Consider the following 23,226-nt stretch of genomic DNA (forward strand, 5'->3'; position numbering starts at 1 on the left):
AGGACACCCGAGGGTGCCAGATCAGCAGCGGGACGCCCGTGTGGCCGCGCCCGTCATACCCGGATTCCATCCCGACCCGAGCGTCTGCCGCGTCGGCGACGACTACTACCTCGCCTGCTCCAGCTTCGAGTACTTCCCGGGCGTTCCCCTCTTCCACAGCCGCGACCTGGTGCACTGGACCCAGATCGGCAACGTCCTGGACCGGCCGGAGCAGCTGCGGCTGCCGGCCGGCATGCCGTCCTCGGGAGGGATCTACGCCCCCACCCTGCGGTATCACGACGGCCGCTTCTGGCTGATCGTCACCAACGCCCGCGAGGGCGGCGGCAACCTGATCGTCACGGCCAAGGACCCGGCCGGTCCCTGGTCGGACCCCGTCCCGGCGCCCGGCGTGCCCGGCATCGATCCCGACCTGGCGTGGGAGGAGGACGGCACCTGCTGGTGCACGGTCGCCGGAGTCGCGCAGCTGCGGATCGACCCGTCCACGGGACGTACGTACGGGACCGCGCGGCCGCTCTGGTCCGGCGGACCCGGCGCCAAGGCTCCGGAGGCCCCGCACCTGTACCGGATCGGCGACCACTGGTACCTGCTCATCGCCGAGGGGGGCACCGAGCGGGGCCACGCCGTGTCGGTCGCCCGCGCGCGGACCCCCGGCGGCCCCTTCGAGCCGTGCCCCGCCAACCCGGTCCTCACCCACCGCGGCACGGACCATCCCGTGCAGAACACCGGACACGCGGACCTGGTCCAGGCCCCCGACGGCTCCTGGTGGATGGTCCTGCTCGGCGTACGGCCGCGCGGCGGCACCCCCGGCTGGCACGTGCTCGGCCGGGAGACTTTCCTCGCACCCGTGTCCTGGGTGGACGGCTGGCCCATCGTCGGTGAGGTGGCCCCCGACCCGTCCGCGCTCCCCTGGCCCCTCTCCCCCGGCCCCGTCCCGGAGCCGCGGGACGATTTCGACCTCGCCGGACTGCGGCCGTGCTGGATCTCGGTGCGCGACCGTCCCGCCGAGCACTGCACCACCGAGGAACGCCCCGGATGGCTGACGCTCCGCGCGCGGGGCGGTTCCCTGGACGAGCCCGACGTGGTGTTCACCGGCCGCCGCCAGCAGCACTTCACCTGCAGGGCACGCACCCTGATCGATCCGTCCACGGGGCGCGGCGGCCTCGCCGTGCGGCTCGACGAACGGCACCACTACGCGATCGAGGCGACCGGCACCCGCGTGCAGGTGATCGCGCGCGTCGGCGACCTGCGGAGCGTCGTGGCCGAGCGGCCCGTGCCCGCAGGGCCGTCGGTCCTCGGCGTCACGATCACCGACCCGCCCCCTCCGCACGGACCGTGCACCGGACCCGATGTCGTCTCCTTCGGCTTCGAGCAGCCCGGCGGGGCGTTCACCGAACTCGCCACGCTCGACGGCCGCTACCTGTCCACCGAGGTCGGCGGCGGCTTCACCGGCCGCGTCATCGGCATGTACGCCGCGGAAGGCACCGTCCACTTCGACTGGTTCGACTACGAACCCCTCGACGACTGAGCCCCGACGCCCTGATCCGGGGCCGGGGCCCGCCCGGGAACCCGCCCGGGCTCAGGCGCGGGACCACCTCCGGCCGGCCTGGCCGTTGCGCCGTTGCAGTCCACAGGACCAGCGGGGTCCCGTCGCCGGTCGCGGCCCCCTTGGCGTCCAGGCGGATGGCGTCCGGGCAGAGGCGCCGACGGGGCGGATGTCCGGAACGCGGTACCTCTTCCAGGACGTGAACGCCGGCGGCGACGGCGGGCCCCGGCCGTGTCGCGGGGCAGGTGCCGAGGAGGGCACGGCCGTCAGGCGCTGGCGCGCACGACCAGGCGGGTGGGGAGGATGAGCGGGATGGGGTCCTGCCCGTTGACGAGCGCGACGAGCATGCGCGCCATCTCCCGCCCAAGGGCCTCTATGGGCTGATGGACGGTGGTGAGCGGCGGATCGGCGATCCGGGCGACGGTCAGGTCGTCGAACCCGACCACCGCGACGTCGTCGGGGACCCGTCGGCCGGCCTGGCGCAGTGTGCGCAGCGCGCCCGCCGCCATGTTGTCGTTGGCGGCGAACACCCCGTCCACGTCGGGGTGCTCGGCCAGCAGTGCCGCCATGGCGGCGGCCCCGCTGGGCTCGGTGAAGTCCCCCGCCTGCGGCGGGAACGGATCGAGACCGGCGCCCAGCACGGCGTCCCGGTAGCCGCGGTACCGGGCGCGCCCGGCCTCGGTGTCCAGCCGCCCGCAGATCGCGGCCACGCGCCTGCGGCCACGCGCGATGAGGTGCTCGGTCGCCTCGCGCGCTCCGCCGGCGTTGTCGACGTCCACGTACCACCGGGGAGCCGGACCGACCGGGCGCCCGCCGAACACGACGGGCATCCGCGCCTCGGCGGCCACCCGCGTCAGGGGGTCGTCCTCGCGCAGCGCCATCAGCATGACTCCGTCCGCGCCCCTGGACCGGAGGAGCCCGGCCACCCGCGCGCGGCCCCGGTCGGAAGCGGCCAGGCACAGCATCAGATGCAGGTCCGCCTCCTCCAGGGCGGCCGACGCCCCCACGATCACCTGGGCGAAGAACGGATCGGCGAAGATCGACGGATCCTCCCCCGAGACGACCAGGGCAGCCGCTCCCGTCTGCCGGGTGGCCAGCGCGCGGGCGGTCGGATTGGGCACGTAACCGAGTTGCCGGACGGCCCGTTCCACCGCCTCGCGCTTGGCGCGGCTGACGTGCGGGGCGTTGTTGAGGGCCCGGGACGCCACGGAGCGGGAGACACCGGCGCGTTCGGCCACCTCGTCGAGCGTCGGCTGCCGACGCGGCGCAACTTCTGCCATGAACGGTGAGTCTGGCACAGCGGGCCGTCGCGAGCAGGTCTGGGAGCGCTTCTGGGAGCGCTTCCACTTACGCCAACCGAATCCGCCGTCTCACGCAGATCTTGCGTCAGTCATTGACAGCCCAACCAGCCGGTCACACCATTGGGACCGCTTCCAGTGGGAGCGCTCCCAGCAGCCCGTGTCCCTGACCAGGAAGAGCGAGGTACCGACATGCGCCTCCGAGTCCGCGCACTCGTTGCAGCGCTGTGCGCACTGCCGCTGGCGTTCGCCGCCGCGCCGTCCGCCCACGCGGCCGACCCGACCACCATGACCAGCGGGTTCTACGTGGACCCCGACTCCAGCGCGAAGCGGTGGGTGGCCGCCAACCCCGCCGACGGCCGGGCCGCCGCGATCAACGCCTCCATCGCCAACACCCCGATGGCCCGCTGGTTCGGCTCCTGGAGCGGCGCCATCGGCACCGCCACGGGCGCGTACGCCGGGGCCGCGGACGCCCGGGACAAGCTGCCCATCCTCGTCGCCTACAACATCTACCACCGCGACTACTGCGGCGGGCACTCGGCGGGCGGGGCCTCGTCGCCGTCCGCGTACGCCGACTGGATCGCCCGGTTCGCCGGCGGGATCGCGGGCCGCCCGGCCGTCGTCATCCTCGAACCGGACTCCCTCGGGGACTACGGCTGCATGACCCAGGCGCAGATCGACGAGCGCGAGGCCATGCTCACCGGCGCACTCGCCGAGTTCAGCCGCCAGGCCCCCAACACGTGGGTGTACATGGACGCCGGCAACCCGCGCTGGACCGACGCGGCGACCATGGCCCGGCGCCTGCACGAGGCGGGCCTCCGCCAGGCACACGGCTTCTCGCTCAACGTCTCGAACTACTTCACCACCGCCGAGAACACCGCCTACGGCAATGCCGTCAACAGCGAACTGTCCGCCCGCTACGGCTACACCAAGCCGTTCGTCGTGGACACCAGCCGCAACGGCAACGGCTCCGACGGCCAGTGGTGCAACCCCTCCGGCCGCCGCATCGGCACGCCCACCCGCACGGGCGGTGGCGCCGAGATGCTCCTGTGGATCAAGACCCCGGGCGAGTCGGACGGCAACTGCGGCGTGGGGGCCGGCTCCACCGCCGGACAGTTCCTCCCCGAGGTCGCCTACAAGATGATCTACGGCTACTGATCCCGGACACCCGCCGCCCGCACAGGCGACCGGCACTCCGCCGGGCGGCGGGCGCTCCCCAATCACCCCGTCGACCAGGAAGCAGCCATGAACCCACGCAGCCTACGGCGCCGCGCGGCCGCCGTCATCGCGGCCCTCGGCGCCTGCGCCGCTCTCACCGCGACGCAGGCGCAGGCCACCCCCACGCAGGACGCGATCACACCGGCCACGAAGTTCTACGTGGACCCGCACAGCAAGGCCGCGCAGCAGGCCCTCGTGGACGTGCGGAACGGCGACCTCGCCGACGCCGCGAACATGGCGAGGCTCGCGAGCTGGCCGCAGGCCGAGTGGTTCACCGAGGGCACGCCCGACGAGGTGCGCCGCAAGGTGAGCGGACTCGTCCGCCGGGCCGGGGCCGCCGGCCGGACCCCCGTGCTGGTCGCCTACAACGTGCCGGGCCGTGACTGCACGCAGTACTCCAGCGGCGGAGCCGCGTCGTCCGCCGCGTACCGGCAGTGGATCGACGCCTTCGCCGCGGGCATCGGCGGCCGCAAGGCGGTGGTCGTCGTGGAACCCGACGGCACCGCCCTCCTGCCCAGGGACTGCGGACCCACCACCGACCCGACCGGCGCGCTCACCACCGCCCGGATCGCCGACCTCGCCTACGCCGTCAGGACCCTGAAGGGCGGGCCGCGCACGGCGGTCTACCTCGACGCGGGGAACGTCCAGTGGCGCCCGGTCGGCGAGATGGCGCAGCGGCTGCTGGACGCCGGGGTCCGGTACGGCGACGGCTTCGCCCTGAACGTGTCCAACATGCACCCCACCGACCACAACGCCAGGTACGGCACCTGGATCTCGAAGTGCATGTGGTTGGCCACCGAGGGACCCGAGGAGGGGCGCGGCCACCCCGAGCGGTGCGCCAGCCAGTACTACTCATCCGCCGCACCCAACGACGGCGCCCCCGGCAACGCCGTCTCCTCCGCCGACCCCTCCACCTGGCGGTGGACCGACGCGTGGTTCGACCAGAACGTGGGCGCCCCGCCCGCCGGCGCGCTGCACCACTTCGTGATCGACACCGGCCGCAACGGTCTGGGTGCCTGGACCCCGGAGCCGGGCAAGTACAGCGGGGACCCGGAACCCTGGTGCAACGCGCCCGGCCGTGGGCTCGGTCCGCGCCCCACCGCCGACACCGGCGTGCCCCTCGTCGACGCGTACCTGTGGATCAAGGTCCCCGGCGAGTCCGACGGCAGCTGCACGCGCGGCACCGGCGGCACCGTCGACCCCGAGTACGGCATCGTCGACCCGCCCGCCGGCACGTGGTGGCCCGACCAGGCGCACACCCTGGCCCGCAACGCGGCACCGCGGCTGACGTTCAACCGCTAAGCCCTGCCGGGCGGCCGTTCGCGCGGCCGGTCACGAGCCGGCGATCGCTCGTGGCCGGCCGCGCTCGCGGGGGCGGGTCACGGCGCGGCCGCCCGCGGTTTCCCGTCTATGTCATACGGGGTTTTCCCCTGTCTGTCATACGGGGTGCTCTGCGTGTTTCATGGAGGTGTGGTCCGCGGTGCGCGACGATACGGAAGCGGCACAAGTGCGATTCCCGACGCGGTGACCAGCCAGAAGGAACACGAGACAGGAAGAAGGACGGGCATGTCCGGCAGTGAAAGCGAGAATCCGGCAATCCCCTCACCGACGCCCACGCCGACTCGGCGGCCCCGGACGAACCGGGACTGGTGGCCGAATCAGCTGGACCTCCAGGTTCTCCATCAGCACTCGCCCCGTGCCAATCCGCTGGACGAGGACTTCGACTACGCGAAGGAGTTCGCGACCCTCGACGTCGACGCGCTCAAGCGCGACGTCTTCGAGGTGATGACGACATCGCAGGACTGGTGGCCCGCCGACTACGGCCACTACGGGCCGCTCTTCATCCGGATGAGCTGGCACGCCGCGGGAACGTACCGCATCGCGGACGGCCGCGGCGGTGGCGGCAGCGGCGCACAGCGCTTCGCCCCCCTCAACAGCTGGCCGGACAACGCGAGCCTGGACAAGGCGCGCCGCCTGCTGTGGCCGGTCAAACAGAAGTACGGCCGGAAAATCTCCTGGGCCGATCTCCTCGTCTTCGCGGGAAACTGCGCCATGGAATCCATGGGATTCAAGACGTTCGGGTTCGGTTTCGGGCGAGAGGACATCTGGGAACCCGAGGAGATTTTCTGGGGCCCGGAGGACACCTGGCTCGGGGACGAGCGATACAGCGGCGACAGGGAACTCACCGGTCCTTTCGCCGCCGTGCAGATGGGTCTGATCTACGTCAACCCGGAGGGGCCGAACGGCAACCCGGATCCGATGGCCGCCGCCCGGGACATCCGTGAGACGTTCGCGCGCATGGCGATGAACGACGAGGAGACGGTCGCGCTCATCGTCGGCGGTCACACCTTCGGCAAGTGCCACGGCGCGGTCGACGCCAGTTACATCGGCCCCGAGCCCGAGGCCGCGCCCCTGGAGCAGCAGGGCCTCGGCTGGCGGAACACCTACGGCAGCGGCAAGGGCCCCGACGCGCTCACCAGCGGTCTGGAGGGCGCGTGGACCAGCGAGCCGACCAGGTGGGACAACGGGTACCTGGACAACCTGTACGGGTACGAGTGGGAGCTGACGCGCAGCCCCGCCGGCGCCCACCAGTGGACCCCCACGGATCCGGCGGCCGCGAGCACCGTGCCCGACGCCCATGATCCGTCGAAGCGGCACGCGCCCATGATGCTGACGACGGACCTCGCGCTGAAGGTGGACCCGGTCTACGGGCCCCTCACGAAGCGGTTCCACGAGAACCCGGACGAGCTGGCGGTGGCCTTCGCCAAGGCGTGGTACAAACTGCTGCACCGCGACATGGGACCCGTCTCGCGCTACCTCGGCCCCTGGATCCCCGAGCCGCAGCTGTGGCAGGACCCCGTCCCCGAGGTCGATCACGAGCTGGTCGGCGACGAGGAGATCGCCGCCCTCAAGGGCGAGATCCTCGCCTCGGGTCTCTCCCTCTCCCAGCTGGTCACCACCGCCTGGGCCGCGGCGGCGAGCTTCCGCGGCACGGACAAGCGCGGCGGGGCGAACGGAGCGCGGATCCGGCTCGCGCCGCAGAAGGACTGGGCGCTCAACAACGTGCCCGAGGTGACCGAGGTGCTGCGGACGCTGGAGCGGATCCAGCAGGAGTTCAACGCGTCCCAGACCGGCGGAACGCGCGTCTCCATCGCCGACCTGATCGTCCTCGGCGGGTGCGCGGCCGTCGAGCAGGCCGCGCGGAACGCCGGGTACGACATCACGGTCCCGTTCGCGCCGGGGCGTACGGACGCCTCGCAGGAGCAGACCGACGCGGCGTCGTTCGCGGTGCTGGAGCCGAAGGCGGACGCCTTCCGCAACTACCTCCCGGAGGGCGAGAAGCTGTCCCCGGAGACCCTCATGCTGGACCGCGCCAACCTGCTGACGCTGACCGCCCCGGAGATGACGGTGCTGCTCGGCGGCATGCGGGTGCTCGGCACCGGCTTCCAGGGGTCCCCGCACGGCGTCTTCACCGACCGGCCGGGAAGCCTGACCAACGACTTCTTCGTCAACCTGCTCGACATGGGCACGGAGTGGACGGCGTCGGCCACGGACGAGAACGTGTACGAGGGGCGGGACCGCGCCACCGGCGAGGTCAAGTGGACGGCGACCGCCGTCGACCTCGTCTTCGGCGCGCACGCCCAGCTCCGGGCCGTGGCGGAGGTGTACGCGGCCGGCGACGGGGGAGAGAAGCTCGTACGCGACTTCGTGGCCGCGTGGAACAAGGTGATGAACCTCGACCGGTTCGACCTCGCCTGACCCCGACGGCCCGGCCGGCCCGACCCGGCCGTCCGGGCCGTCTCACCCCCCGTCGGTCACGCCGACGGGGGGTCCCACGTCTCCGTACCGGGCCCGGGCACCGGGCACCGGGCACCGGGCACCGGGCACCGGGCACCGGGCACACCCGAACTCATGGGCGCGGGCCGGGGTGCGCTGTCCGTGGCGTGAGGTCAGTCCCCCAGCGCGGCCAGCGCCGCACGGGCCTGCTCGCGGTAGTCCCGGACCCGGGCCACCTTGATGTCCTCGTAGCCGCGGATCACCTCCGGCAGCGCGGCGATCCCGGCGACCGCCTCGGCGTTGTCCGGGGTGAGCCGGTCGAGGGCGTCCCGCATCAGGTGCTGGTACTCGGTGATCAGGGCACGCTCCTCGTGCCGCACCGCAGCGTGACCGAAGGGGTCGAACGGGGTGCCGCGCAGCCGCCGTGCGGCCCGCAGGACGCGGAAGGCCGGCACCCGGGTGCGGCGCAGCCGCAGCTTGCGCTGCATGCCGAGGGCGCGCAGCACCGGCGGGTGCAGCAGCACGGAGACGTCGGCGTCCGGGCCGAACTCCTCGCGGATGCGGGCCTGTTCCGCCGGATCCAGGTGCAGCCGGGCCACCTCGTACTCGTCCTTGTACGCCATCAGCTTGTGCAGCGCCTTGGCGAAGGCGAGCGCGATGCGCCGGCCGTGCTCCTCCCCCGCGCGTTCCACGGCGATGCGGGTGACGGCCTGCACCGCCCGCTGGTAGCGCTCGGCGTAGGCGCGGTCCTGGTACGCCGTCAGTTCGGTGACGCGCAGGGCCACCGCCTCCTCCAGGGTGGCGGTCGGCTGGGGCTCCGGCGTCCGCGGCGCGGCGGCGCGCCGCACGGCAGCCGGGTCGATCACGGCGGCGCGGCCCCAGCGGAACGCGGCGAGGTTCTTGGCCACCGCGGTGCCGTTGAGCTGCACCGCGCGTTCCACCGCCTCGGCGCTGACGGGCAGGCAGCCGTGCTGGTAGGCCGCGCCGAGGAGGATCAGGTTGGCCGGCATGTGATCACCGAAGAGCTGTTCCGCGAGGCTCTGGGCGTCGACCGCGAACAGCGCGTCGGACGTGGTCGCGAGCGCGATCCTGGCCAGGGCGTCCTCGGGGCCGCCGGGCACCGCGGCACCCCTGGTGATCATGGCGGCGGTGGGTACGACGGCCGTGTTCACGACGGCCACCGTCCGCTCGGCGGCACAGGCGGCGAGGTTGGTGTCGGCCGCGGCACCGAGCAGGTCGAAGCCGATGAGCGCGTCGACGGTGGCGCCGGAGGCGCGCACCGCGCCGGTCACCGGGTCCTTGCCGATCCGCACGTCGCTCACGACGGGGCCGCCCTTCTGGGCGAGACCGGTCTGGTCCAGGCCCGCGGCGTACATCCCGTCGAGGTGCGCGGCCATCTGGAGGATCTGCGAGACGGTCACCACGCCGGTGCCGCCGATGCCGGGCATGCGCAGCAGCACCTCGCGGCCGGCGAAGCGGCGTTCGGGCTCGCGCAGGGGCACCGGCGGCTCGGGCAGGCTGCGCTCCGCGCGCCGGTCCGCCCGCGCGGGCCCGGGGGCCGGCTCCACCAGGAGGAAGGAGGGGCAGTCGCCCTTGAGGCAGCTCAGGTCGGAGTTGCAGGACGGCTGGTGGATGCGCGTCTTGCGGCCGAACTCGGTCTCCACGGGCTGCACCGACAGGCACGTGGACTGCTCGGCGCAGTCCCCGCAGCCCTCGCAGACGCGCTCGTTGACGACGACCTTGGCAGTGGGCGCCGGCAGGCTGCCCCGCTTCCGCAGCCGGCGCTCCTCGGCCGCGCAGCGGTCGTCGTGGATCAGTACGGTGACGCCCTCGACGGCCGCCAGTTCCCGCTCGACCTCCGCCAGGTCGTCCCGGTGCCGCACCGAGGCGCGGGGGTCCAGGCGCACCCCGCGGTAGCCCTGCGGCTCGGGCGTGGTCACCACGATCCGGCGTACGCCCTCCAGCGCCAGCATCCGGGTGAGCGCGGCGACGTCGAGGCGGCCCTCGATGCTCTGTCCGCCGGTCATGGCGACGGCGTCGTTGTAGAGGAGCTTGTACGTCATGGTGACGCCGGCGGCGACGGCCGCGCGGACGGCCAGCGAACCGGAGTGGTGGAAGGTCCCGTCGCCGAGGTTCTGCACGAAGTGGCGGTCCTCGGTGAACGGCGAGAGGCCGAACCACTGCGCGCCCTCGCCGCCCATCTGCGTCACCCCGATCTGGTGGCCGCGGCTGCCGCTGCCGTCCAGGGCGACCATGGCGTGGCAGCCGATCCCGACGCCGACCAGGGTGTCCTTCGTGGTGCGGGTGGAGATGTTGTGCGGACAGCCGGAGCAGAAGAACGGCGTGCGGGCGGCGACCAGGGGCAGCATCCGCAGCCCCGAGGGCCGCGGCCGCTCCAGGAGTGCGGCGGACTGGCCGGGGAGCCGCTCCGCTCCGATCAGCCCGGCCAGCGCCCGGGCCACGTCGTCGGCCTTCAGGGTGCCGCGGGCCGTGAGCAGCGGGCGCCCGGACTCGTCGAGGCGGCCGATGACGGCGGGGGCGTCGGGCCGCCGGTAGAGGGCCGCCTTGAGGTGGTTCTCCAGGAAGGCGGTCTTGTCCTCGACCACCAGCAGCCGGTCCAGTCCCCGGGTGAGCTCCGCCAGGTGTTCGCCGTCCAGCGGGAAGGGCATGCCCAGGGCGATCAGGCGTACGCCGAGCCGCTCCACCTCCGCCTCGCCGATGCCGAGGTCGGCCAGTGCCCGGCGCACCACCGCGAAGGACGTACCCGACGCGATCACGCCCAGCGTCGCCCGCCGGGAGGTGGAGACGATCCGGTTCAGGCGGTGCTCGCGCGCGTAGGCCCGGGCGATGCCCAGCCGGCGGGTCAGCAGGTCCTGCTCGGCGTCCAGCGCGGCGGGGCCGAGCAGCAGGGGCGGTGCGCCGGCCTCGCGGCGTGCGGGCTCGGGGACGCCCCGGGCGAGATCGGTGAGGTCGACGGTGGCCGAGGCGTCCGCCACCTCGGTGACGATCTTCAGGCCGGTCCAGAGCCCGGCGGCCCGGGAGAGGGCGACCGCGTGCAGCCCGTACTCGATGATCTCGCGCACCGAGCCGGGCGCGAACAGCGGCATCCCCAGGCTCTGGCACATCGGCTCGCAGGAGCTGGGCACCGTGGAGGACTTGCAGTCCGGGTCGTCACCGATCCAGGCCACCGCCCCGCCGAGCGGTGCCGTGCCGGCGAGCGTGGCGTGCCGGATCGCGTCGGCGGCCCGGTCGAGGCCCGGGTTCTTGCCGTACCAGAAGCCGGTGACGCCTTCGTGGCGGCGGCCCGGGAGCTGTTCGAGCAGTTGGCTGCCGCCGACCGCGGTGGCGGCCAGTTCCTCGTTCAGTCCGGCCTGGAAGACCACTCCGGCCTCGTCCAGGAACCTGGCCGCGCGGCCCATCTCCAGGTCGACACCGCCCAGCGGGGAGCCCTGGTAGCCGGAGACGAAGACCCGGGTGTCGAGGCCGCGCGCGCGGTCCAGCCGCCGCTGCTCGAGCGTGAGGCGCACCAGCGCCTGCACCCCCGACATCAGCGCGCGTCCGTCCGAAGCCGCGTACTTGTCGTCGAGCGACGGGGTGACGGTCAGGGCACGCACGAGATCCTCCACGGATCAGGGGAGCGGGAAGTGGCCCACAGCACACAACCAAGCGACGGCCGACGCAAGAGGCCGGTGGCGTCTCGCCCCGAAGACGCAAAGAATTGATGGACACGGCGCGACCCGCTCGATTTAATTGCGCCACTACGCGGAGGCGGGAGGGTTCCGATGACGTCGAACGAGCTGGACGAAACCGATCACCAGTTGCTCCGCCTGCTACACGCGGACGGCCGTCGCACGTTCTCCGAGATGGCTCCCGAGGTCGGGCTGTCCGTCGCCGCGGTCAAACGCCGGGTGGACCGCATGCGGGAGGCGGGGGTCATCACCGGCTTCACCGTCAAGGTCGACCACGCCAAGCTCGGCTGGGGCATCGAGGCGTTCACCGAGCTGCGCTACGCCGGGACCACCACCATCCGGGACATCCTCGGCAGCACCACCCGTACGCCGGAGGTGCAGGCGGTGTTCACCATCGCCGGCGACCTCGACGCCCTGGTGCACATGCGGGTGCGCGACATCAACCACCTCCAGGAGGTCATCGACCGTCTGCGCGGCTCGGGCAAGGTGATCGGCACCAGGACCCTGATGGTCCTCGGCTCGTGGACGCGGGAGGACTGAGGCCGCGCGGTTTCCCGGTGTGCGCCGGACACCGGACGCCGTGTGCGGGACGGCGAGTGCCGGACGCCGTGTGCCGGGCCGTCGCGGTTGCCGGTCCCTCCCCCGCGCCGTAGCGTGGTGCGCGGGAGACTTGCCTCCCCGTGGCCCCTGTCCGGTGGGCACACCCGAGGGCAGTGGACCTCCACTCCCCCCCCGGCTCGCATCTGTCATCCACTCATGTCGTGGTGATTCTCCGCATCCTGCGCATCTCCTCCGCTGTTCTTTTTGCTCACTGAGGGCCCTTGCGCGGTCCGCCCAGGCCGGCGTGCGGTCGACGCCCGACGGCATGGCACCGGAGCAACAGGAGAGGGAGCGAGGAGGATGACGAACCACGGCAGGCAGTCAGGCACCGCGGCCATGATGGCGCCGGAGCGGGAACACGTCGCACCGCGGCACACCGTCGCACCGGGCGACGCCGGCGACCACGTCGAGCAGGTGTACCGGTACCTGAAGCGCTTCGGGTACTTCCCCAACCCCGAGCTGGCCGGCCGCTACCCGTGGTGGCGCTCGGCGATGGCGTTCGAACCGGCCGACCCCCGGGTCTACGACGACCAGCTCAGGACCGCGGTGACCCTGTTCCAGAAGAAGCACGGGCTGGAGGCGACCGGGAACGTCGACGACGCGACCCTGGAGCTGATGAGCAGGCCCCGCTGCGGCTTCCCGGACGTGGTGGCGGCCGACGGGGACGGCACCCCGCCGTCCTTCGTCGCACAGGGCAGCCGCTGGGCGAGTCTCACCGTCAGCTACTCCCTGTCCAACACCACTCCGGACCTGACCGCGGCCGAGGTGAACGCGGCGGTGCGCGGCGCGTTCGACCGCTGGTCCGCCGTCAGCCCGCTGTCGTTCGTCGAGAACCCGGCCGGCGGAGACATGCGGATCGGCTTCTTCAGCGGCAACCACGGCGACGGCGCCAACGCCGCCTTCGACGGGACGGGCGGCACCCTGGCGCACTGCTACTACCCGCCGCCGTCCGGGGGTTCCCTCGCCGGTGACTGCCACTTCGACGAGGCCGAGACCTGGTCGGTGAACCTGCCCGCCACCGGCATCGACCTGCCGACCGTCGCCCTGCACGAGTTCGGCCACGGCATCGGGCTGGACCACTCGGCGGAGAAGTCGGCGGTCATGTTCGCCTTCTACGGCGGCCCGCGCCGCGAACTGACCGAGGACGACGTCGCCGGAGTCCGCTCCATCTACGGCACACGCCCCCGTTGGTCGTCACTGGGCGGCGGGCTCACCCATCCCGTCACCGCACCCAACGCCGACGGCCGGCTGGAGGTGTTCGCACGCGGCCTGGACGGGGCGCTGTGGCACATCTGGCAGACCGCGCCCAACAACGGCTGGAGCGGCTGGGCGTCCCTCGGCGGCGGCATCCAGGGCGCCCCCTGCGTCGGCCGCAACGCCGACGGCCGGCTGGAGGCGTTCGCGCGCGGCCTGGACGGAGCGCTCTGGCACAAGTGGCAGACCGCACCCGACACCGGCTGGAGCGAGTGGAACTCGCTGGGTGGCGGCCTGACCCTTCCGGTCGCCGCGGGCAACGCCGACCGCCGGCTGGAGGTCTTCGTCCGGGGTCTGGACGGTGCGCTGTGGCACATCTGGCAGACCGCGCCGAACGGCGGCTGGAGCGGCTGGGCGTCCCTCGGCGGCGGAACCGTCGGCCGGCACACGGTGGGCCGCAACGCCGACGGCCGGCTGGAGGTGTTCGTGTGCGGCCTGGACGGGGCGCTCTGGCACATCTGGCAGACCTCGCCCAGCAACGGCTGGAGCGGCTGGGCGTCCCTCGGCGGCGGGCTGACCGACCCCGTCGTCGCGTCGAACGCCGACGGCCGGCTGGAGGTGTTCGCGCGCGGCCTGGACGGGGCGCTCTGGCACATCTGGCAGACCTCGCCCGACAACGGCTGGAGCGGCTGGGCGTCCCTCGGCGGCGGGCTGACCGACCCCGTCGTCGGGCGCAACGCCGACGGCCGGCTGGAGGTCTTCGCACGGGGTCTGGACGGAGCGCTCTGGCACATCTGGCAGACCGCGCCGAACGGCGGCTGGAGCGGCTGGGCGTCCCTCGGCGGCGGGCTGACCGACCCCGTCGTCGCGTCGAACGCCGACGGCCGGCTGGAGGTGTTCGTGCGCGGCCTGGACGGCGGGCTGTGGCACCTGTGGCAGACCGCCCCCAGCAACGGCTGGGTCTAGGGGGTGTCTCGCCGTTCGGATCAACCCGGCTGGTGTCCGAGCAGGCGGATCAACCCGGATGGTGTCCGAGCAGGCCGCGGTGGCGCTCCGGGTTCACCACCGTGGAGAGCCCGTTGAGCCGGAGCCGGGTGCCACCGCGCAGGTGGGCGACGTCCTGGTCGGGATCGTCGCCGGGCACCAGCCAGGTGTACTGCTCGGTCCAGGTGAGGCGGGAGCCGGTGGCCTCGTCGGCGAGTTCCACGGTGACGAGGGAGACCCAGCGGACGACACCGTCGACCTCGGCCTCGTAGACGTGGACGATCCGGGTGTCCGGCACGATGTCGAGGAACCGGGAGCGGTAGGCCACGCGCTCCTCGATGTCGCCCGAGACGAAGACGTTGCGGGCGGTCTCGCCGCCCCCGACGCGGAAGTCCAGTGCGTGTTCGGCGGTGGCGGACCGGCCGGGGAGGCGGAACCAGCGCTGCCGCAGTGACGGGTCGGCGAAGCCGCGGAAGACCTCGGCGCGGGTCACCGAGAAGTCCAGGCCGAGGGTGAACGAGCCGTGCAGCGCGGGTGGTGTCGGATCGGCGGCGGTACCCGCCGGCTCCTCCCGCGTGAGGTGACCTGCGTCCATGGGATCAACCTAACACGGGCGGTGTCGCCGTCCTGGGCCGCCGTCCGGGCCCGGAGCCGGCCGCCCCGGTCAGGGCGAACCGTCCCGTCGGGGCGGGCCGTTACGGTCAGAGCCAGCCGTCCAGGGACTTGAGGAAGCCGTCGAGGTCGTCGCGGTGGACGCAGTGGCCGGTGTCCGGTACGTACACCACTTCGAAGCCGCGTCCGCGCAGCCGCTCGGCCAGCTCGTCGGGGACCAGGTGGTGGTCGCCGGCACCCTGGACGAGCGAGGGCACCTCGGCCCGCGCGGGGATCAGGTCCCGGTCGCTGCGGAGCCACTCGATGGCCCGCACGTCCCACCGGGCGTAGCCGTCCAGCTCCGCCTCGATGTCCTCGGGCAGCCAGCGGGGGCACAGCGCGCGAATGCTCTCGGCGGTGGCCGACTTGGTGGCCTGCGCGAACTCCCGCACCTCGTCGACCGACTTGACGCCCAGCTTCCACGCGGGGTCGCTGTAGACGACGCGGGCGGGACGCAGACCGGGGACCGCGAGGGCGAGCACGGGCGCGCCGAAGGAGTGGGCGAGGGCGAGGTCGACGCCCGCCGGGACCGACTCCACGAGGTCGGCCGCCAGCAGTTCGGGCGTGTACTCGTCGGCGTGCGGGCTGTCGCCGTGGCCGCGCAGGTCGGGCATGATCACGCGGTAACCGCGCTCGGCGATGAGCGGAGCGACGCGGCGCCAGGTCCGCGCCGACGACATGACGCCGTGGACGAGCAGCACCGTCCGGTCTCCGTCGCCGACCTCATGGAGTGCGAGCTGCATGATGGGGTGTCCTTCCGACACGCGGGTACGGTCATACGTTGCCTGGGGTGCACGCCAGGGGGCGCGCACCTACGAGGGTCCGCCCACAGGTCGGGGCCGGTTCTCATCCCTCGCCCGTTCGCTCTCCCACCAGTTCCACCAGGGCCCTCGCCGCGAGCCGGTAGCCCAGCGAGCCGAGGCCGACCACGACGCCGGAGGCCAGTGGGGCGATCACGGACTCGTGCCGGAACTGCTCCCTGGCCCACACGTTGCTCAGGTGCACCTCGATCCAGGGCTGCGGATAGGCGGCGAGCGCGTCCCGCAGGCTCCACCCGGCGATCATCAGCGCACCGGGATTGACGATGGCGCCGACGGTGTCGAAGTGGTGCCGGTGGATGTCGCGGACCAGGTCGCCCTCCGCGTCGTGCTGGAGGGACAGCACCTCCCAGCCCGCGCCGCTCACCTCCGCGGCGACGGCCTTCTCGATGTCGGCGAGGGTGTCGGTGCCGTAGATCTCGGGCTCGCGCCGGCCGAGGATGCCCAGGTTGGGGCCGTTCAGCAGGAGCAGGGTGGTCATGGGGTCACCTCACTGTTCGGTGGGCCGGACCGTCCGGAGCCGTGCCGGGCCCCGGCCGGACCGGAGTCGTCGTCCTTCAGGGCGGGCAGCAGCAGGAAGGCGAACCGGAGGAGGAAGACCAGGAGCGAGTGCGGTGCCGTGGTCGGCACCGGGTTGGCAAGCGTCACGGGCACTTCCCTCGTCGGACGGGTTCGGTGCGGTCAGCGGACGGTGTCGGCGCCCTGCCCGCTCAGGCTGCGCGACAGCAGTGCGACGACCTCGGCGCTCCGCTCGACGTGGAAGAAGTGGCCGCCCGGGAAGACGTGCACGTCGGTCGCTCCGGTGGTGTGCTCCTCCCAGGCCCGTGCCTCCTCGATCGTGGTCCGCGGGTCGTCGGCGCCGGTGAGCACGGTGAGCGGGCAGTCGAGCAGCCGGGCCGGGTCGTGCCGGTAGCGCTCGATGGCGGTGTAGTCGCTGCGGATCGCCGGCAGGAACATCGCCAGCACTTCCGGGTCGGCGAGGGCGGCCTGGTGGGGTCCGCTGAGCGTGCGCAGTTCGGCGAGGACCTCCTCGTCGGTCGCCGCGTGCACGTGTTCGTCGCGGTACCGCGAGGGGGCACGCCGGCCGGAGGCGAACAGCCGTACCGGAGACGGCAGTCCGGCTTCCCGCATGCGCAGGGCCACCTCGTAGGCGAGGACCGCGCCCATGCTGTGCCCGAACAGGGCGAGCGGCCGGTCGTCCAGGTGGCGCAGGGCCGCGAAGATCTGGTCGGCGTACTCGGGGATGTTGTCGATGCCGGGTTCGTGGCGGCGGGTCTGCCGCCCCGGGTACTGGACGGCCAGGACCTCCACGGTGGGCGCGAGGGCCGTCGCGACGGGGAAGAAGAAGCTTGCCGAACCGCCCGCGTGCGGCAGGCAGACGAGCCGTACCGCGCTGTCCGGCGAGGGGCGGAAGACGCTGACCCACTTCTCGAACTGTGCCGTTGCTCCAGGCATGCCGAATGGCTCGCTTTCACGTCGAAGACCAGCGCCGGTGCGGGACTTCAGCAGGCTAGAACCGGCCGGTGCGGCGCCGGTATCCCCCAACCTGATAGCCGTGGGGCGGACACCGGACACGGCCGGTCACCGGGCCGTACGCTCGCCACGAGTCACCCGAGCAGGGCCCGTCAGCCAGTCAGCCAGGCCGCACCGAGGGGGTTCCCATGTCCGATGTGTCACCCAGCGACGCGACGGCGTCCACCAGTTCACCGTCCGCACCGCCGGCCGGGCCGGAGACGGACGTGCTCGTCGTCGGGTACGGACCCGTCGGCTCGGTGCTGTCGATCCTGCTGGCCCAGCGCGGCTGGCGGGTGACCGTCCTCGAACGCCGGCGGCGACCGTACACGCTGCCGCGGGCCACGAGTTTCGACGGGGAGACCGCCCGGCTGCTGGCCGGCACGGGCATCGGCGGCGACCTGGGCCGGATCACCGAGCCGGGCACCGGGTACCAGTGGCGTACGGCGGACGGACGGACGCTGCTGGACATCGAGTTCACCACCGAGGGGCCGTACGGCTGGCCCGACGCCAACACCATGCACCAGCCCGCGCTGGAGGAGCTGCTCGCCGCCCGCGCCGCGCGGCTGCCGGAGATCACGGTGCTGCGCGACCGCCGGGTCGTGGACCTGGCCGACGGCCCGGACGGGGTGACGGTGACGGCCGAGGACGAGGAGGGCACCGCCCGGACGTTCTCGGCGCGGTGGGTGGTCGGCTGCGACGGCGCGAACAGCTTCGTGCGGGAGCGGACGGGTGTGTCCGTCACCGACCTGGGGTTCTCCTACGAGTGGCTGCTGTGTGACGTGGAGCTGCGCGCGCCGCGCGCGTTCGTGCCGACCAACGTGCAGCTCTGTGATCCGGCCCGGCCGACCACGCTGGTCGGGAGCGGGCCGGGGCACCGGCGCTGGGAGTTCATGCGGCTGCCGGGCGAGCGGGCGGCGGACCTGAACCGGGAGGAGACCGCGTGGCGGCTGCTGGCGCCGTACGGCGTCACCCCCGACACCGCCCGGCTGCTGCGCAGCACCACGTACATCTTCCAGGCGCGGTGGGCCGACGACTGGCGGGCGGGGCACGTGCTGCTGGCCGGGGACGCGGCCCATCTGATGCCGCCGTTCGCGGGGCAGGGCATGTGTTCGGGGGTGCGGGACGTGGTCGGCCTGGCGTGGCGGCTGGACCTCGTGCTGCGCGGGAGGGCGCCGGAGTCCCTCCTCGACTCCTACACCGAGGAGCGCAAGGCGCAGGTGCGCGAGTCGATCCTGGCGTCGGTGCAGCTGGGGCGGCTGATCTGTGTGACGGATCCGGCGGCCGCCGCGGAGCGGGACGCGACCGTGCTGGCGAACCGGCACGGTCGGGGGCCGGGCCGGCCGGACCCGGCGCGGCCGGTCACCTGCGGCCTGCTGCACGGCCCGGACGGCTCCGGCGCGGGCGGCAGGGTGCCGCCGGCCGGTGAGGTCCTGCCGCACGGCCGCCTGTGCGAGCCGTCCGGCGCGGAGCCGATGGCGGATCCGGTGGGCCGTGGTTTCGTCCTGTTCGTCACGCCGGGGGCGGAAGAGGGGCTGACCCCGGACCGGATGTCCTTCCTGCGGGACCTCGGCGCCCCGGTGGTCCGCCTGCGGCCCGCCGCGGGGGCGTACGACGGCACGGGCGGGGTGGTCGACGCGGTGGACGCCGACGGGGTGCTGCGCGCCTATCTCGACCGCTACGGCGCGACCGCGCTCCTGGTACGCCCGGACTACCACGTGTTCGGCGCGGCGTCCGGTCCGGCCGCGGCGAGCACGCTCGTGGACGGCCTGCGCACCCGGCTGACCGCACGGACACCGGCCACGGCGGGCCGCGCCGGCTGACCGGGAGCCCGGGGCCGGTGCCTGCGCCGGCCCCGGGCTGTGCCTGTGCCGGCCGGCCGAAGGGCTCGGATCCGTCGGGGCAGAGGGCGGTGGCGGCGCCGGACGGGGTGGGGCGGGAGGCGGCCCGCGCTCACCCCCGGCGGGCGTCGGCGTCGGGGTGCCGTAGCCGCTGGGCGAGGAGCAGTGCTCCCCGCAGCGACGACAGGCCGCCCAGGCGGGCCGCGGCGAGGGGCGGTGGCGGGTGGCCCGGGCGGGAGAGTGCGGTCAGGTGGGTGGTGACGGCGGGCAGGAGCGCGGGGACGCCCGCGGCGAAGCCGCCGCCGAGCAGGGCGCGTTCGGGGTGGAGGAGTTCCGCGGCGCCGGTGACGGCCGTGGCCAGGGCGCGGGCGGTGCGGTCCAGGGCGGCTTCGGCCCACGGCCGCCGGTCGCGCAGTCCGTCCCGTAGCTCGTCGTGACCGACGGGGGCGCCGCGCAGGGTGGCGGCGCGGGCGAGGGTGGCCGGGCCGGAGGCGGTCGCCTGGAGGCAGCCGCGCCGGCCGCAGACGCACTCGGGGCCGTCCTGGTCGACGACGAGGTGCCCGATCTCGAAGGAGCCGCGGGCGGGGCCGGGGCACAGGGCGCCGCCGAGGACGCATCCGCCGCCCACTCCGGTGCCGACCCCGATGTAGAGGAGGTCGCGGCAGCCGGCCGCGTCCGCCTCGGCGAGGGCGCCGAGGTCGCCGTCGTCCGCCCAGGCGACCGCCGCGCCGGGGAACAGCGCGCGCAGCGCCGGGCCGAGGGCGAGGCCGGTCCAGGCGGGGCGGCTGGGCCAGGCGGTGATCCGTTCGCCGGGGCCGACGGTGGCGGGTACGGCCACACCGACGGCCCGGACGTCCGTCCGGCCGGGGAACTCCTTCAGGTGGGCGGCCAGGTCGGCCAGGTCACGGTCGGCGTCCCGGTGCGGGCCCCAGCGGAAGGACGACTCCTCGGTCCGTCCGTCGTCGCTCTCCGCGCGCAGGGCGACCTTGGTGCCGCCGATGTCGATACCGAGGCAGCCCGGCGCCGGTGCGGCGCCGGGCTGCCGGTCCCGGGGAGCGGGCACGCTCAGTCGCCCGGTACGGCGGGGCACAGGGCGAGCAGGTCGCCGGGGCGGCGCAGGACGGCGTCGGGCCCGGCCGCGAGCAGTTCCTCCTCGTCGGGGCCGACCCACAGGGCGGCGGCGGAGGCGACGCCGGCGTCCCGGGCGCTGGCCAGGTCGGTGGGCGCGTCGCCCACCATGATGGCCTGCTCGGGCGGCACGCCCAGCAGGTCCAGCGCGCGCTGCACGATGTCGGGCGCGGGCTTGGGCCGGGCCACCTCGTCGGAGCCGATGACGTGCGCGAAGAACGGCAGCAGGCCGAGCCCGTCGAGCAGGGAGCGGGCCCGGTCGCCGGCCTTGCCGGTGGCGACGGCCAGCCGGAGTCCGCGTACCCGCAGGGTCAGCAGCAGTTCGAGGACGCCGTCGAAGACCTCGACGCGGTGGGCGAGCCGGTAGCTCTCGCGGACGAAGGGCTCCTCCATCTCCAGCGGCAGCCCCATGATCCGCATGATGTCGGGGAAGTAGCGCCCCTGGTGGCGCACGTACTCCTCGAAGGGCGCGGGGCCGTCGCCGACGACCTCCGCGTAGGCGACCGCGAAGGCTTCCCGCATGACCGCGAAGCTGTCGACGATCACCCCGTCCAGGTCGAAGACGACCGCCCGCCGGGGTGTGGTCAGGAGGCCGGGCGTGGTGACGGGCCGGTCGGTCGAGTGGACTGTCATGGGGTCCTCATCTGCTGGTGGTCCGCTGGTACGCGCCCTCGCTCGGCCCGTCGTGGTGAGTGCGGGCGGAGGCGTAGAGGCGTTCCATGAGCCGTACGGTGGTCCGTGCCTCGGCGATGGCCCGGCCGCGGCCGGCCGGGTCGGCGAGGAGCGCCGGCAGGCCGTCCAGCTGCCGGCCGTACTCGGCGCCGACGGGTTCGGCGGGCACCGGGAGCCGGCGGGTGGCGCCCTCGCGGGTGAGGGTGAGGACGGATTCGGGCTGCCGGTTGGGGCTGAAGCCGAAGGTGCAGCGCAGTTCGGCGGTGCCGGCGCTGCCCTCGATCCGGATCAGGGAGAGGTCCCGGGCCGCGTGCGACGCCCAACTGGTGTGCAGGGAGACGGAGACGCCGTCCTCGCGGAGCAGGAAACCGCGGGCGGTGTCCTCGACGTCGCCGGTGAGCGCGGCGGCGGGCCGCTCGCGGCGCCAGGCGGCGGACCACTCGCCGGCGTTGAGGAAGTCGTCCGAGGTGGCGCCGACGGCCTGGCGGACCGGGGAGGGTCCGAGGAGCGCGGTCAGGGTGTCCAGGAGGTGCCAGCCGAGGTCGAGCAGGGCGCCGCCGCCGGCCTCGGTGCGCCGGGTGAACCAGCCGCCCGCCCGCGGCACGCCGCGGGCCCGCACCCAGGCCAGGTCGACGTGCCGGATCCGGCCGAGGTCGGGGAGGAGCGCGGCGAGTTCGCGGACGTCGGCGCGGTGCCGGGCGGCGCTGCCGGCCAGCAGCACGCCGCCGGCCCGCTCGGCCGCGGCGAGGGTGTCGGCCTCGGTGCTGGACAGGCACACCGGCTTCTCCAGGAAGACGGCGACGCCCCGGCCGAGCAGGTCGGTGGCGACCTCGGTGTGCAGGTGGTTGGGTACGGCGACGACGGCGAGGTCGACGGACCGGGCGTCGAGCACGGCCGGTCCGGGGTGGGCGGGGGTGCCGGTCGCCGCGCCGACGGCCGCGCGCGCCGCGGGGTCGGGGTCGACGACGGCGACCAGGTCGAAGTCGGGGTGGGTGCGCAGCCGGGGCAGCCACAGCTCCCGCCCCGCCCAGCCGAGCCCCACCACGGCGGCCCGCACGCTCATATGGCGGCCACTGCGTCCGCGATGATCTCGGCCGTGATCTCCAGGTCGCGTTCCGCGGCGAGGAGCGTGCGGTGGTGCAGCCAGACGCAGTCGCCGCTGATGGCCTCGGTGTGGGGGCAGCGTTCGGCGATCTGCTCCACGGTCTCGTCGGGGGTGCCGATCTCCCAGAAGGCGTCGGTGCGGTAGACGGCGCGGAACGCGGCGAAGGCGGGCAGCCCGGCGTCGACCAGCCGGTCGACGAGCGCGTTGCGGTCCTCCTCGGCGATGCCGGGGAGGCGGAACATCGCCATGTAGTGGGTGTTCTGGTCGGCGCGTACGTCACCGCCCTGCGGGACGACGCCGTCGATGTCGCCGAGCAGCCGGGAGAGCAGGGCCCAGCGCCGGTCGCGCAGTGCGGTCTGGGCGGGCAGGCGGCGCAGCTGGGCGCGCAGCACGGCGGCGGAGAACTCGTTGAGCCGCATGTTGGTGCCGGCGACCTCGTGCAGGTAGCGGCGGTCGGTGCGCGGCCGGCCGCAGCTGTGCCGCAGGAACGCGGCCTCGTGAAGGTCGCTTTCGGGGAACAGGACGGCGCCGCCCTCGCCGGCGGTCATCAGCTTGCCGTTCTGGAAGGAGAACGCGGCGACCGAGCCGAGTTCACCGACCCGCTTGCCCTGCCAGCGGGCGCCCTGGGCGTGGGCCGCGTCCTGCAGGATCGGTACGCCGGTGTCGGCGGAGAGCTTGCCGAGGGCGTCCATGTCGGCCATCAGGCCGGCCATGTGTACGGGCATGATCGCCCGGGTGCGCGGGGTGATGGCGGCGGCGGCCGCGGCGGCGTCGATGTTGTAGGTGTCCGGGTCGACGTCGACGGGGACGGCGACCGCGCCGATGCGCTGGGCGGCCTGGGAGGAGGAGATGAAGGTGAAGGCGGGCACGATGACCTCGGTGCCCGGGCCCACCCCCATGACCTGGAGGGCGAGTTCGAGGGCGTGGGTGCCGTTGGTGACGGCCAGGGCGTGCGGGGCGCCGTGGAAGTCGGCGAACTCGCGCTCGAAGGAGTCGACTTCCTCCCCGCCCATGCGCCACCACTGGCCCTGTTCCAGGGCCCGGATCAGGCCGGTCCGCTCGTCGTCGTCGTACTGCGGCCATGTGGGGAATTCCGGTGCCGGTCGCGCGTTCATGGTTCTCCAAATCTCCGTCGGGAACGGGCTGGTGGGAGGTGCGCGGGCGAGGCGAGGGGGGGCGACAGAGCCGGTCCGGAC

At 73.8% G+C, this 23,226-nt stretch carries 18 protein-coding genes; 7 read left to right on the forward strand and 11 right to left on the reverse strand.

All coding sequences use genetic code 11. The features are described from left to right. The first annotated feature begins 13 nt into the window (after positions 1 to 13). Positions 14 to 1,525: a glycoside hydrolase family 43 protein gene (locus ABZ576_RS31605; RefSeq protein ID WP_360748564.1), complete on the forward strand. Its 1,512-nt coding sequence runs from the start codon at positions 14 to 16 to the stop codon at positions 1,523 to 1,525. A 284-nt stretch (positions 1,526 to 1,809) separates the two neighbouring features. On the opposite strand, the gene ABZ576_RS31610 is transcribed toward ABZ576_RS31605, so the two are convergent. After that, complete coding sequence (locus ABZ576_RS31610) at positions 1,810 to 2,823, reverse strand: LacI family DNA-binding transcriptional regulator (RefSeq protein WP_360748567.1); 1,014 nt, start codon at positions 2,821 to 2,823, stop codon at positions 1,810 to 1,812. A gap of 210 nt (positions 2,824 to 3,033) precedes the next feature. Between ABZ576_RS31610 and ABZ576_RS31615 the strand changes: the two genes are divergently transcribed. The 3 genes from ABZ576_RS31615 to katG all read left to right on the forward strand — a co-directional run bounded on the left by ABZ576_RS31615 (position 3,034) and on the right by katG (position 7,818). Then, positions 3,034 to 3,999 (forward strand): glycoside hydrolase family 6 protein, encoded by a 966-nt coding sequence (locus tag ABZ576_RS31615; protein WP_360748570.1) that lies wholly within the window; start codon positions 3,034 to 3,036, stop codon positions 3,997 to 3,999. Between the two features lie 87 nt (positions 4,000 to 4,086). Next, positions 4,087 to 5,361, forward strand: coding sequence for a glycoside hydrolase family 6 protein (locus ABZ576_RS31620; RefSeq protein WP_360748573.1), 1,275 nt, complete (start codon positions 4,087 to 4,089; stop codon positions 5,359 to 5,361). A 264-nt stretch (positions 5,362 to 5,625) separates the two neighbouring features. Then, positions 5,626 to 7,818, forward strand: coding sequence for a catalase/peroxidase HPI (gene katG / locus ABZ576_RS31625; protein WP_360748576.1), 2,193 nt, complete (start codon positions 5,626 to 5,628; stop codon positions 7,816 to 7,818). 191 nt (positions 7,819 to 8,009) lie between these two features. On the opposite strand, the gene ABZ576_RS31630 is transcribed toward katG, so the two are convergent. Beyond that, the gene (locus tag ABZ576_RS31630) at positions 8,010 to 11,450 is read right to left on the reverse strand and encodes an indolepyruvate ferredoxin oxidoreductase family protein (RefSeq protein WP_360748579.1); all 3,441 of its coding nucleotides are present in this window, start codon (positions 11,448 to 11,450) and stop codon (positions 8,010 to 8,012) included. A 168-nt stretch (positions 11,451 to 11,618) separates the two neighbouring features. Here ABZ576_RS31630 and ABZ576_RS31635 point away from each other — a divergent pair, with 168 nt between their 5' ends. Together ABZ576_RS31635 and ABZ576_RS31640 are read left to right on the forward strand one after the other, a co-directional pair. Next, entirely contained in the window at positions 11,619 to 12,065 is a 447-nt protein-coding gene (locus tag ABZ576_RS31635; RefSeq protein ID WP_360748582.1) for an AsnC family transcriptional regulator, read from the forward strand. Positions 12,066 to 12,425: 360 nt separating this feature from the next. Beyond that, entirely contained in the window at positions 12,426 to 14,285 is a 1,860-nt protein-coding gene (locus ABZ576_RS31640) for a matrixin family metalloprotease (RefSeq protein ID WP_360748585.1), read from the forward strand. Between the two features lie 49 nt (positions 14,286 to 14,334). Here ABZ576_RS31640 and ABZ576_RS31645 read toward each other — a convergent pair whose 3' ends face one another. From ABZ576_RS31645 to ABZ576_RS31665, 5 genes are all read right to left on the reverse strand, one after another. Then, a complete protein-coding gene (locus ABZ576_RS31645; RefSeq protein ID WP_360748588.1) occupies positions 14,335 to 14,898 on the reverse strand; it encodes an SRPBCC domain-containing protein in 564 nt (187 codons plus the stop codon). A gap of 106 nt (positions 14,899 to 15,004) precedes the next feature. After that, positions 15,005 to 15,697, reverse strand: a complete 693-nt coding sequence (locus ABZ576_RS31650) for an alpha/beta hydrolase (RefSeq protein WP_360748591.1) — start codon at positions 15,695 to 15,697, stop codon at positions 15,005 to 15,007. Positions 15,698 to 15,800: 103 nt separating this feature from the next. Then, positions 15,801 to 16,253: a type II 3-dehydroquinate dehydratase gene (locus ABZ576_RS31655; protein ID WP_360748594.1), complete on the reverse strand. Its 453-nt coding sequence runs from the start codon at positions 16,251 to 16,253 to the stop codon at positions 15,801 to 15,803. Beyond that, positions 16,250 to 16,420 (reverse strand): hypothetical protein, encoded by a 171-nt coding sequence (locus ABZ576_RS31660; RefSeq protein WP_360748597.1) that lies wholly within the window; start codon positions 16,418 to 16,420, stop codon positions 16,250 to 16,252. Before ABZ576_RS31660 ends, ABZ576_RS31655 begins: the two co-directional genes overlap by 4 nt. A 33-nt stretch (positions 16,421 to 16,453) precedes the next feature. Further along, positions 16,454 to 17,227 carry an alpha/beta fold hydrolase gene (locus tag ABZ576_RS31665; protein WP_360748600.1) on the reverse strand — a complete coding sequence of 258 codons (774 nt, stop codon included), beginning with the start codon at positions 17,225 to 17,227 and terminating at the stop codon, positions 16,454 to 16,456. Positions 17,228 to 17,433: 206 nt separating this feature from the next. On the opposite strand from ABZ576_RS31665, the gene ABZ576_RS31670 reads away from it, so the two are divergent. Then, complete coding sequence (locus ABZ576_RS31670; protein ID WP_360748603.1) at positions 17,434 to 19,107, forward strand: bifunctional 3-(3-hydroxy-phenyl)propionate/3-hydroxycinnamic acid hydroxylase; 1,674 nt, start codon at positions 17,434 to 17,436, stop codon at positions 19,105 to 19,107. Between the two features lie 130 nt (positions 19,108 to 19,237). Here ABZ576_RS31670 and ABZ576_RS31675 read toward each other — a convergent pair whose 3' ends face one another. Genes ABZ576_RS31675 through rifK form a run of 4 tightly spaced genes read right to left on the reverse strand, consistent with a single transcriptional unit; the run spans position 19,238 to position 23,145 of the window. Then, a complete protein-coding gene (locus ABZ576_RS31675) occupies positions 19,238 to 20,188 on the reverse strand; it encodes an ROK family protein (RefSeq protein ID WP_360748606.1) in 951 nt (316 codons plus the stop codon). 2 nt (positions 20,189 to 20,190) lie between these two features. Next, positions 20,191 to 20,886 carry an HAD-IA family hydrolase gene (locus tag ABZ576_RS31680; RefSeq protein WP_360748609.1) on the reverse strand — a complete coding sequence of 232 codons (696 nt, stop codon included), beginning with the start codon at positions 20,884 to 20,886 and terminating at the stop codon, positions 20,191 to 20,193. Between the two features lie 7 nt (positions 20,887 to 20,893). Continuing rightward, positions 20,894 to 21,988, reverse strand: coding sequence for a Gfo/Idh/MocA family oxidoreductase (locus ABZ576_RS31685; RefSeq protein ID WP_360748612.1), 1,095 nt, complete (start codon positions 21,986 to 21,988; stop codon positions 20,894 to 20,896). Beyond that, complete coding sequence (rifK, locus tag ABZ576_RS31690; protein WP_360748615.1) at positions 21,985 to 23,145, reverse strand: 3-amino-5-hydroxybenzoate synthase; 1,161 nt, start codon at positions 23,143 to 23,145, stop codon at positions 21,985 to 21,987. Before rifK ends, ABZ576_RS31685 begins: the two co-directional genes overlap by 4 nt. Positions 23,146 to 23,226: the final 81 nt, after the last annotated feature.

Source organism: Streptomyces sp. NPDC013455, assembly GCF_040632975.1.
In the GTDB taxonomy this organism is placed as follows: Bacteria; Actinomycetota; Actinomycetes; order Streptomycetales; family Streptomycetaceae; genus Streptomyces.